Below are 10735 nucleotides of genomic sequence, written 5' to 3'. Positions count from 1 at the left end.
ATGTGCAAGTCTGCAGACCTGTGGAGATCCCTGTGGGAGCGGGCTTGCCCGCGAAGAGGCCGGTACAGGTAACGCAATTGGCACACTCCCTGCTTTACCCAAGCTACAACAAAGCCCACTGATCAACGGCGATCAACCCGGGCCACCTACCGTGATGAATACAGGCAAAGGCGCCTGGAGCTTCGGCTCCAGGCGCTTTTTTTTTGATCGAGGATCGGCTTATGAAGGCAACAGCGAGCAGCGGGCAACGAGAGCGACTGGTCATCGTCGGCAATGGCATGGTCGGCCACCATTGCGTCGAGCAACTGGTCAGCCGCGGCGCCCACGAGCGCTTCGAACTGCATGTGTTCGGCGAAGAGCGCCAACGCGCCTACGACCGCGTACACCTGTCCGAATACTTCGGCGGCAGCTGTGCCGAAACCCTGGCCCTGTGCGAGCCCGATTTCTACACCGCCAACGGCGTGCACCTGCACCTTGGCGAATGCGTGCTGGAAATCGACCGCGAGCGCTGCGAAGTGGTTACCGCCGAAGGCCGGTACAGCTACGACCAACTGGTGCTGGCCACCGGTTCGTACCCCTTCGTACCGCCGATCGAAGGCTCCAGCGGCAACGCCCGCCTGGTCTACCGCACCCTCGACGACCTCGATGGCATCCGGGCCGCCGCCGCCAGTGCCCGTCGTGGCGTGGTGGTTGGTGGTGGCCTGCTTGGCCTGGAAGCCGCCAACGCGCTCAAATCGTTGGGCCTGGAAGCCCACGTGGTTGAGTTCGCCCCACGCTTGATGCCGGTGCAACTGGACGGCGAGGGCGGTGCCGCGCTCAAGGCACAGATCGAAGCGCTGGGCGTGGGCGTGCACCTGTCCCGCGCCACCCAGTCGATCAGCGACGGTGAAGCCTATCGCTACCGCATGAACTTCGAGGGTGGCGAGCACCTGGAAACCGACCTGATCGTGTTCTCTGCCGGTATTCGTCCGCAGGATGCCCTGGCCCGCGCCAGTGGGCTGGACATCGCCGCGCGTGGCGGGGTAGTGATCGACAACCACTGCCGCAGCAGTGACCCGCGTATCTTTGCCATCGGCGAGTGCGCATCGTGGAACGGCAGCGTGTTCGGCCTGGTCGCCCCGGGCTACAGCATGGCGCGCAACCTGGCCGCGTTGCTGACGGGGGAGGCGGCGGTCGCGTTCACCGGTGCCGACATGTCGACCAAGCTCAAGTTGCTGGGCGTGGATGTCGGCTCGATCGGCGATGCCCACGGCGCCACGCCAGGGGCACGCAGCTACCGCTTCATCGACGAAGCCAACAGTGCCTACCGCCGGCTGGTGGTGGATGCCAGCGGCAAGCGCGTGCTCGGCGCGGTGCTGGTGGGTGACAACAGTTACTACGACACCCTGCTGCAATATGCCCAGAACGGCATCGCCCTGCCGGCCGACCCGGCCGCGCTGATTCTGCCGCAAGGCGGTGGCGCGCCGGCCTTGGGCGCCGATGCACTGCCGGACAGCGCGACCATTTGCTCCTGCCACAACGTCAGCAAGGGGGCGGTGTGCGCCGCCATCGACAGCGGTTGCAGCGACCTTGCCGCAGTCAAGGGGTGCACCAAGGCTGCCACGGGCTGCGGGGGGTGTGCAGCCTTGCTCAAGCAGGTGTTCGAGCATGAACTGACGGCCCGTGGCGTCGCGGTGGACAAGAGCCTGTGCGAGCACTTTGCCTACACCCGGCAGGAGCTGTACGGGCTGGTGCGGGTGGAGGGCATCCGCACCTTCAGCGAACTGCTCGAACGCCATGGCAAGGGCCATGTGGGTTGCGACATCTGCAAGCCGGCAGTGGGCAACATCCTCGCGTCGTGCTGGAACCAGCCGATCATGGACCCGGCGCTGGTGCCACTGCAGGACACCAACGACACCTTCATGGCCAATATGCAGAAGAACGGCACCTACTCGGTAGTGCCACGTATCCCTGGCGGTGAAATCACCCCTGACAAGCTCATCGTCATTGGCCAGGTGGCCAAGAAGTACGACCTGTACACCAAGATCACCGGCGGCCAGCGCATCGACCTGTTCGGCGCCCAGCTGCACGAACTGCCGCTGATCTGGGGGGAGCTGATCGAGGCCGGCTTCGAAACCGGCCACGCCTATGGCAAGTCGACCCGCACGGTGAAGTCGTGCGTCGGCAGCACCTGGTGCCGCTACGGTGTGCAGGACAGTGTCGGCATGGCCCTGCGCCTGGAAGACCGCTACAAGGGGTTGCGCAGCCCGCACAAGCTCAAGTTCGCGGTATCGGGCTGCACCCGCGAATGCGCCGAGGCGCAAAGCAAGGACATCGGCGTGATCGCCACCGACAAAGGCTGGAACCTGTACGTGTGCGGCAACGGCGGCATGCGCCCACGGCATGCCGAGCTGTTCGCTACCGACCTGGACGACGAAACCCTGGTACGCCTGATCGACCGCGTGCTGATGTTCTACATCCGCACGGCCGACAAGCTGCAGCGCACTTCGGTGTGGCGCGAGAACCTGGAGGGCGGGCTGGATTACCTGAAACAGGTGGTCATCGAAGACAGCCTGGGCTTGGCTGGCGAACTGGAAGCGCAGATGCAGCATGTGGTGGACCAGTACGAATGCGAATGGGCCAACGCCCTCAACGACCCGGAAAAGCTCAAGCGCTTCCGCACCTTTGTCAACGACCAGCGCGCCGACCCGGACGTGCACTTCGTACGCGAACGCGAACAACGCCGGCCGGCTGCGCCGCTGCACCTGATCCCTACTGTCGAGGAGGCTGTCTGATGAACCTGTCCAATGTTGCTGTAAAAACCTGCGAGCACTGGCAGGCGGTGTGCCAGGCGCAAGACCTGGTGGCCGATTCCGGGGTAGTGGTATGGCTGGACGGGGCGCAGGTGGCGCTGTTCTACCTGCCGGGGCAGGCCCAGCCGCTATATGCGGTAGACAACCGCGACCCGCGTTCTGGCGCCAACATCATTGGCCGCGGGCTGGTGGGCAGTGTGCAGGGCGAACTGGTGGTGGCGGCGCCGTTGTACAAGCAGCATTTCAGCTTGCAGAGCGGGGTGTGCCTGGAGGATGCCGGGCAGCAGCTGCGGGTGTGGCCGGTGCGGTTGAAGGATGGGGCTGTGGAGTTGGCTGTAGCCTGATAATCATCTGCTGCCTGTTCGGGCCCTTTCGCGGGCGTGCCCGCGAAGAGGCCGGAACAGGCGGCTCAGATAACCAACCCCTGCGGCGTGCGCCCGGCAAACACATCTACCAGGCTGGCCACCACCATCTCGCCCATGCGCGTGCGCGTCTGCACCGTGGCGCTGGCCCGATGTGGCTGCAGCACCACATCTTCACGGCCGAACAACGCCTCGGGCGCGCGGGGCTCATCGGCAAACACATCCAGCGCCGCGCCAGCGATTTCACCGGCCTCCAGCGCTGCGATCAACGCGGGCTCATCCACCAGCTTGCCGCGCGCGATGTTGATCAGATACCCCTCGGCGCCCAACGCCTGCAGCACTTCACGATTGATTAGCGCCTCGCCCTTGTCGGCCGCCGCCGCGAGAATCAGTGCATCGCTGTCCCTGGCCAACTGCAGCAAATCTGCCTCGAACCCGTAAGGCACATCCAGCGCCTGCAGGTCGGTGTAGCGAATCGGGCAACCAAACGCCGCCGCCCGCTGCGCCACTGCGCGACCGACCCTGCCCATACCGACGATGCCCACACGCATGCCCGACACCTGCCGGGCCAGTGGCAACGGTGCCAGCGGCGTGGCACTGGTGGCCCAATGGCCGGCGCGTACGAAACGGTCACCGGTGCAGATACCCCGGCACAAGCCGATCAGCAGGCCGATGGCGAGGTCGGCGACGTCCTCGGTGAGGGCGCCGATGGTCGCCGTTACCTGGATGCCGCGATCTCGGGCATAGGCCAGGTCTATCGCGTCGGTGCCGACGCCATTGACCGCGATCACTTCGACGTTGGGCAAGCGCGCCATCAGTGCCTGGCTGATACCGGTGTGGCCACCGGTGATCACGCCGCGAATGTTGTTGGCATGCTGGCTGACATAGGCATCCTTGTCGGCCTGTTCGTAGTAACGGTGTACGGTGAACAGCTGTTCCAGGCGCTCACGGATTTGCGGGATGAGGATCGGGCTAAGTTGCAGGACTTCGGGTTTCATCGGTCACTCCATCAGGAACAAGGATCAGCCACGGCCAACGAACGGCATGTTGCTGGCCATCACGGTCATGTTCAGTACGTTGGCGTCCAGCGGTAGCGCGGCGATGTAGCGCACCGCGTCGGCTACATGGCGCACATCGAGCATCGGTTCGGCGGCGATTTCGCCATTGGCCTGGCGCACGCCACGGGTCATGCGCTCGGACAGCTCGGTCAGGGCATTGCCGATGTCCACCTGGCTGCACACGATGTTGTAAGGCCGGCCATCCAGCGCGAGGGCTTTGGTCAGGCCCAGCACCGCATGCTTGCTGGCCGTGTAGGGCGCGGTGAACGGGCGCGGGGTGTGTGCCGAGATCGAGCCGTTGTTGATGATCCGCCCGCCTTGCGGCTGCTGGCGGCGCATCAGGCCGAACGCTGCGCGGGCACAGAGAAACACGCCATCCACGTTGGTGGCGATGACGTTGCGCCAGTTCTCCAGCGGCAGCTCGTCGACCGGCACGGCGGGGGCGTTGATGCCGGCGTTGTTGAAGATGACGTCGAGGCGGCCATGCACCTCCTCGATGGTGGCGAACAGTTGCGCGACGCTCTGTTCGTCACGCACGTCAGTGGCTACGGCCAGGGCTTCACCGCCCGCTGCCTGTATTTGTTCGACCACCGCTTGCAGTGGCTCTATACGGCGCCCGGCAAGGACCAGGCTGAAGCCATCTTCCAGCAGGGCGAGGGCGACGGCGCGGCCGATGCCGCTGCCTGCGCCAGTGACCAGTGCAATTTTCTTATGTTGGCTCATGTGAATACTCCTGGGGTTTCAGGCCGCGTCAGCGGCTTGCCCGGCAGGGCGGGGGCCTACGCGCATGTGCAGTTCGCCGATGCCATCGATGCCGGCATGCAGGGTGTCACCCGGGTTTAAAGGGGCTACGCCGGGCGGGCTACCGGTCATGATCAGGTCACCTGGGCGCAACGGCAGCTGGCGGGACAGTCGGCTGATGACCTCGGCCACCGGCCAGGTCTGCTGGCTAAGGTGTGCGCGTTGGCGTTCCTGGCCGTTCACCTGTAGCCACAGCGAGGCTGGCAGGGGCCAAGGGAGTTCGCTGGCAGGCGCGATAGCGGTCATGGGGGCCGAGGCCTCGAAAACCTTGGCGCTTTCCCACGGCAGGCCTTCGGCCTTGGCCTTGCGCTGATGATCACGGCGGGTCAGGTCAAGCCCGGCAGCAAACCCGAATACATGTTCCATCGCCTCCTGCGGGGCGATATCCGCCCCCCCTTTGGCAATGGCCACCACGAGCTCGATCTCGTGGCAGAACTCCTCGGTCTGTGGGGGGAACGGCAGCTCACCTTGTGCCTCGACCACGTTGCTCGCCGGCTTCATGAAGAACACAGGCTCCTGCGGTGCTGGCCCGTAGGACTCCGGCCAGGGATAGTTGCGGCCCAGGCAGAACACGCGGCCAACCGGGAAACGCGTATCGCTGCCGCGAATGGACAGGCTGATGATGGCCGGCGGGTTGAACAGGTAACTCATGGGGTGAATCCTCCGTGCTGGAGTGGCCAGCGTAGCCAGTGCCTGGCTGGCAAAGTTGGACGAAAGCGGGGAAGGATTGGACTTTTCCGTGCTCATGCCGCTGTCTTCAGCTCGATGCGATACAGCTTGCCGAGCAGCAGCGAATACGACAGGGTGCCCATCAGGGCCACGCCACCGATGAACCAGAAGGCCATGGCAAACGAGCCACTGGCATGCACGACCGCACCAATCACGATCGGTGTGACGATGCCGCCGATGTTCGCTGCCAGGCTGGTGATGCCGCCGGTCAGGCCGATCAGTTGCTTGGGTGCCACTTCTGAAACCGCAGCCCACGATGACGAGGCGATACCCTGGGCAAAGAACGCCAAGGTGAGAATGGCGATGCACAACACGTTGGAGTCGGTGAAGTTCACCAGCACGATCGACATGCCCAGCATCGAGCCCACCACCAGCGGTAGCTTGCGTGCGAACGACAGCGAGTAACCCTTGCGGATAAGCAAGTCAGAGACGATGCCTGCCAGCAGGATGCCGACGGTGGCGCCAATGAACGGCATCACGGCAAAGATACCGACCTTGATCAAGGTGAGCTGGCGCTCTTCGATCAGGTAGGTGGGGAACCAGGTGAGGAAGAAGTACAGCGCCGAGGTACTAGCGAACTTGCCCAGGCAGATGGCCCATACCTGGCGGTAGCGGAACAGCTCGGCCACCTGGCGCCAGTCGAAGCGGGTACGCTCTTGGCTGCTTTTGACCAGGCCGCCGCCGCCCTCGATGTAGGCCAGTTCTTCTTTGCTGACCTTCTTGCAGTTCAACGGGTCACGGTAAAGGAACAGCCACACCACGCCGAACACGATGCCGACCAGGCCGGTGCTGTAGAACACGTGGCGCCAGTCGTAGGTGGTTGCCAGCCAGAGCAGGGCACCGGTGAACAGCGCAGTGCCGAGGTACTGGCCGCACACGTAGATGCTGCTGGCCATGCCGCGTTCGCGGGCAGGGAACCACACCGTCACCGCGCGGCTGTTGGCGGGAAAAGCCGGGGCTTCCATGGCCCCGACCGCAAGGCGCAGGCCGAACAGCGAGGAGAAGCCGCTGGCCAAGCCTTGGGCGACGGTAACCGCCGACCAACTGATCAGCGACACACCATAGGTCAGGCGCGAGCCAAAGCGGTCGGCGATGAAGCCGGCGGGCACCAGGGCCAGGGCGTAGGTCCAGGCGAAAGCGGAGAAAATCAGTCCCATCTCCACCTTGTCCAAGCCTAGGTCCTTGGCCATGAACGGGGCTGCGATCGAGATATTTACCCGGTCGACATAGTTGATGATGGTCGCCACCAGCAGCAGCGACAGCATGAACCAGCGGCGGCGGGTGGGCAGGCGCTGGGCGGGGGCCGCGTCCAGCGTGTACGACGACGCTGCGCGGGGGGTAGGCGTGCTCGACATGAGTCGACCTCGTTTGTTGTTGTTGGTTGAGGTTGGGCTGCAGTCCCTTTTCTAAGGTGGTCGTACAACGCTTTGAATGCAACGGCAGGGTTAGACCGTTTTTGCCATGGAAGGAGGGGGAAGCGTGCGGTGTCCAAAAGAATCCGGGCACAGGGTTTTGAGCTGGTTAATTGCTGTGTGTCGCGTTTTAAGCGGGTTGTGACGAAATGCGGTTGCGTCGTTTTTTGTAGTCACGTTTAAATGTGGACGTCGTACAACTGGTTGTTTGCTTAACGGAGTTTGCCCATGCCACCAAAGCGCGAGGTCCCCACCTACGTCATGCAGCAGCGCAGCGAGCTGATGGATTTCCACATTCGCGATCGACGTGGGCGCCCGGCCGAAACCGCGCCGCACCGTCATGAATATTTCCAGGTCCAGATCAACCTGGGGGGAGATACGGTGCAGCACATCGGCAGCGTGCAACGCCCGTTCAAGCGCAACACACTGGCCTTCATCCTGCCGCACCGGGTGCATGTGATCCCGCATCCTGCGGACAGTGATTTCGTGGTGATCAATTTTTCCCAGACCTTCCTGTTGCCACACCTGGATTGCGACCCGATGGATCTGGAAGAAGTCTCGATCCTGCAAGCCCCGGAGCTGTCACCGTTTCGCTTCCAGGAGCACCTGGATTTTTGCCTGGAAGACGCCGATTTCGCCGAGGTGTTGCAGCTGCTTGAGCGCATGCGTGCGCTGGATGCCAACCGCCGCTTTGGCAGCCGTGAGGTGCTCAAGGGCCTGCTGTTGCAACTGATTGGCCAGGTGTGCGGGCTGTATGCTGAACCCTTGCGTATTCTGGCGGATAGCAACGCAGCGCAACTGAGCCGTCGGGCCGCGTTGAATCGCATGAGCGAGTACCTGCGCCGCCACATTGACGACCCGGACCTGAACCTGCAGAAAGTGGCCGCTGCCACGTACCTGTCCCCGACTTACCTGACCCACTGGCTGCGCAAGGAAATTGGCAAGACGTTCAGCGAGTTGGTATTGGAGCGGCGCATGCACACCGCACGTAACTACCTGCTCAATGGCAGTCGGCCGGTGGGTGAAGTGGCGCGCTTGTGCGGGTTTGCCGATGAAGCTTATTTCTCTCGGCGCTTCCGCCAGATTCACGGTTTGCCGCCAGGGCAGTTCCGCCGCCAACAGCGCGACCCGGATACGCCGCAGGTGGCGATGCGTTAAGCTTGCGGCATGAACCTCGACACCCGCATCAAATACCGCCACCTGCTGTGCTTTCTGGAGATTGCCCGGCAGGGCAGCCTGGCCAGGGCTGCCGACGTGCTCGCCATCAGCCAGCCGGCCATTTCCAAAACCCTCAAGGAACTTGAAGACCTGCTGGAAACGCGCCTGTTTGCGCGCAGCCGACAGGGTGTCGAACTGACCCCCGCCGGCACGCGCTTCATGCGCTATGCCGGGCCCAGTGTGCAGGCCCTGCGCGATGGCGTCAGCAGCCTGCGTGGTGAGGCGCGGGCGCCGTCGCAGGTGCGCATCGGCGTGCTGTCGACGGTCGAAGGCCTGCTTATGCCCGAAGTGCTGTGCCGCCTGCACCAGCGCCATGAAGCGCTGGTGATCAGTGTGGTCACCGGGGTCAGCGCGCAGCTGCTTGGCCAACTGCGGCTGGGCGAGCTGGAGCTGGTGGTCGGGCGCATGACCGACAGCCCGCAGATCCAGGGCCTGTCGTTCGAGCACCTGTACAGCGAGTCGATGAGCCTGGTGGTACGCCCGGGCCATCCGCTGCTGGCCACCTCGCCTGTCGAGCGGGGCCAGGTGGGGTGTTACCCGCTGGTGTTGCCGCCGGCGGGCACCACCATCCGCCAGCATGCCGACAGCCTGTTCGTGCAATGCGGCATCCAGATGCCGGCGCAGCGCCTGGAAACCCTGTCGCTGGCGCTGAGCCGGCGCTACCTGCTGGGTAGCGATGGGCTGTGGGTAGCGCCACGCGATGCGGTGTTGCTCGACCTGCGCCGTGGCGAGCTGGTCGAGCTAGACCTGGGCGTGCGTGAACCGGGTGGCTCTGTGGGCATTTGTCGCAATGCCGCCTTGCCGCAGAGCCTGCCGGGGCAGTGGGTGTGCGAAGTGCTGCGCGAGGTAGCGGGGCAGTACCGCGAGGGTAACTACCCCTGAGTGCCTTTCAACCCAATGCTAAAGCGAGCACTGCCGCAGCCACCTGATTTTGCGCTGTGACATTCACATCACCACAAATCAGCAGGCGTTTACTGGCGGGAACGAAGGCAATCGATGAGTTGCCATCCATGTAAAAACCAGGGTTCGGTGGGACGGCCCCAAACGCACCATGCCCCCAGGGCGAAACGAAAGTGACGTCGAGTGTGCCGTCGGCCTGATAGCGGACCGCCCGGTTATGGTTATAGAAGCTGCCTACCCCCACCAGGCGCCCTTCGTACTCGATCATGTGGTGCCACATCCCGGCGTTGGCGTCGAAGCGGACAGGCGCCCCCTTGTTGAAGTCCTGGTCGGGGGCTCCGTTGCTGGTCAACCGGATAATGTCTGGTTGCATGCTTTCATCCGCGAGCATATGCCCTCCGCATAGCGTGACAAGTGACGACACGCTGCTGCACGACAGGCCTCGATAAAAGGTGGCGTTTTCTGATTTGAAATGGCCATTGTTGCCAAAGGAAGTGTCCAAGCGGCCTTTACTGTCGATGGCGCTCAATACCGAGAACAGGTCGTCGCCTACGCCTCTCAAACTCAGCAACAGAACGCGATTGCTTCCATCAGCATGCGTTGTAGCGATAAGGCCGGTTATGCCGGCACCGTACCCAGGCAACTGCGACTCAAGGTCCAGCACCCCCTCATTACCGAAGGTTGGCTTCAGGGTGCCGTCCGGCGACAGGGCGACGAGGACGGTCTTGAAGTCGGGGGTGTGGCAGGCAATGACGTAGCCATCAGAGAGTGCGGCGGCGAAGCGGAAATTCAGCCGCTCAGCGGTCAGTCGGTCGCTATCGATAAATCCAGTGCTGGCGAAACTCTTGTCTAACTCTCCCGTGTTCTTGAATTTCCATAGCCGGTGGGGGTTTTTGGACACTTCACCCAGGCAGAGCAGGTTGCCCTTGCGATCTTCCATAAGGCTGTAGGGAATAAACGTCTTGTCCTTTTCCATGAGCGATCCAAAGTCGACGGTGAAGCTGTGATCTCGCTCGCCGTCGCCATCCAGCAGCCAGACGGCGCTGTTGAATACCTGGGTTTCTTTATGCGATTGAAATGCGCACGCGTAGTAGCGATCTTGTCGAACGTGGCTTTTGAGGATGTCAGTGCACACTCCAGCTGATTTTGGCTCCTGTGCCAGCAGGTAAGCGTAGCCTTCGTTACCGAAGCTCCGGTCTACAGGGGCGTCACTAAGGGCGGCACTTGCCTTCAAACGGTTGCGGTCAGGCGTGGATTGTTGAAGAAAAGCTGAAATGATCGGTCGTTTCATTGAGTAAGCCTCTGGCTGGTCACGATCTGTGACTACCCGCACTATTGAAAGCGCAGGCCCTCATCCGATCTACTGGCATAAATGACAGGTCTCTTGCCCCTGGAATGGAGGGCAGTGCGACAAAAAATTGCGACAAACCCCAGGCGGTTTCTGCGTCAAGCGTCAATACTGG

General features: G+C 63.0%; 9 protein-coding genes. 4 read left to right on the top strand and 5 right to left on the bottom strand.

Features of this window, described 5'->3' with window-relative positions; genetic code table 11:
• The first annotated feature begins 221 nt into the window (after positions 1-221).
• Both nirB and nirD read left to right on the top strand, forming a co-directional pair.
• Complete coding sequence (nirB, locus tag D906_RS15495; RefSeq protein ID WP_027609470.1) at positions 222-2774, top strand: nitrite reductase large subunit NirB; 2553 nt, start codon at positions 222-224, stop codon at positions 2772-2774.
• Positions 2774-3136, top strand: coding sequence for a nitrite reductase small subunit NirD (gene nirD, locus D906_RS15490; protein ID WP_025754898.1), 363 nt, complete (start codon positions 2774-2776; stop codon positions 3134-3136). The genes nirB and nirD overlap by 1 nt, the downstream gene beginning before the upstream one ends.
• A 65-nt stretch (positions 3137-3201) precedes the next feature.
• Here nirD and D906_RS15485 read toward each other — a convergent pair whose 3' ends face one another.
• The 4 genes from D906_RS15485 to D906_RS15470 form a co-directional block, all read right to left on the bottom strand.
• Positions 3202-4152 carry a 2-hydroxyacid dehydrogenase gene (locus tag D906_RS15485; RefSeq protein ID WP_016715503.1) on the bottom strand — a complete coding sequence of 317 codons (951 nt, stop codon included), beginning with the start codon at positions 4150-4152 and terminating at the stop codon, positions 3202-3204.
• A gap of 24 nt (positions 4153-4176) precedes the next feature.
• A complete protein-coding gene (locus tag D906_RS15480) occupies positions 4177-4935 on the bottom strand; it encodes an SDR family oxidoreductase (protein WP_016715504.1) in 759 nt (252 codons plus the stop codon).
• Positions 4936-4953: 18 nt separating this feature from the next.
• Positions 4954-5664, bottom strand: coding sequence for a fumarylacetoacetate hydrolase family protein (locus D906_RS15475; protein ID WP_016715505.1), 711 nt, complete (start codon positions 5662-5664; stop codon positions 4954-4956).
• A 92-nt stretch (positions 5665-5756) separates the two neighbouring features.
• A complete protein-coding gene (locus D906_RS15470) occupies positions 5757-7097 on the bottom strand; it encodes an MFS transporter (protein WP_016715506.1) in 1341 nt (446 codons plus the stop codon).
• Between the two features lie 285 nt (positions 7098-7382).
• Here D906_RS15470 and D906_RS15465 point away from each other — a divergent pair, with 285 nt between their 5' ends.
• Positions 7383-8312 (top strand): AraC family transcriptional regulator, encoded by a 930-nt coding sequence (locus D906_RS15465; protein ID WP_016715507.1) that lies wholly within the window; start codon positions 7383-7385, stop codon positions 8310-8312.
• Positions 8313-8321: 9 nt separating this feature from the next.
• Complete coding sequence (gene pcaQ / locus D906_RS15460) at positions 8322-9254, top strand: pca operon transcription factor PcaQ (protein ID WP_019097092.1); 933 nt, start codon at positions 8322-8324, stop codon at positions 9252-9254.
• 7 nt (positions 9255-9261) lie between these two features.
• Here the strand turns inward: pcaQ and D906_RS15455 are convergent, their stop codons facing one another.
• The gene (locus D906_RS15455) at positions 9262-10563 is read right to left on the bottom strand and encodes a delta-60 repeat domain-containing protein (RefSeq protein WP_025754900.1); all 1302 of its coding nucleotides are present in this window, start codon (positions 10561-10563) and stop codon (positions 9262-9264) included.
• Positions 10564-10735: the final 172 nt, after the last annotated feature.

This window comes from Pseudomonas sp. LAIL14HWK12:I1 (genome assembly GCF_003202095.1).
Lineage (GTDB): Bacteria > Pseudomonadota > Gammaproteobacteria > Pseudomonadales > Pseudomonadaceae > Aquipseudomonas > Aquipseudomonas monteilii.
Note: the sequence above shows the minus strand (reverse complement) of the source record. Positions and strands in the feature narration are given on the sequence as shown.

Bases quoted from the DNA above. Each gene is read 5' to 3' on its own strand.
- D906_RS15455 (WP_025754900.1), bottom strand. From the start codon at position 10,563: ATGAAACGACCGATCATTTCAGCTTTTCTTCAACAATCCACGCCTGAC.
- pcaQ (WP_019097092.1), top strand. From the start codon at position 8,322: ATGAACCTCGACACCCGCATCAAATACCGCCACCTGCTGTGCTTTCTG.
- nirD (WP_025754898.1), top strand. From the start codon at position 2,774: ATGAACCTGTCCAATGTTGCTGTAAAAACCTGCGAGCACTGGCAGGCG.
- nirB (WP_027609470.1), top strand. From the start codon at position 222: ATGAAGGCAACAGCGAGCAGCGGGCAACGAGAGCGACTGGTCATCGTC.
- D906_RS15475 (WP_016715505.1), bottom strand. From the start codon at position 5,664: ATGAGTTACCTGTTCAACCCGCCGGCCATCATCAGCCTGTCCATTCGC.
- D906_RS15485 (WP_016715503.1), bottom strand. From the start codon at position 4,152: ATGAAACCCGAAGTCCTGCAACTTAGCCCGATCCTCATCCCGCAAATC.
- D906_RS15480 (WP_016715504.1), bottom strand. From the start codon at position 4,935: ATGAGCCAACATAAGAAAATTGCACTGGTCACTGGCGCAGGCAGCGGC.
- D906_RS15470 (WP_016715506.1), bottom strand. From the start codon at position 7,097: ATGTCGAGCACGCCTACCCCCCGCGCAGCGTCGTCGTACACGCTGGAC.
- D906_RS15465 (WP_016715507.1), top strand. From the start codon at position 7,383: ATGCCACCAAAGCGCGAGGTCCCCACCTACGTCATGCAGCAGCGCAGC.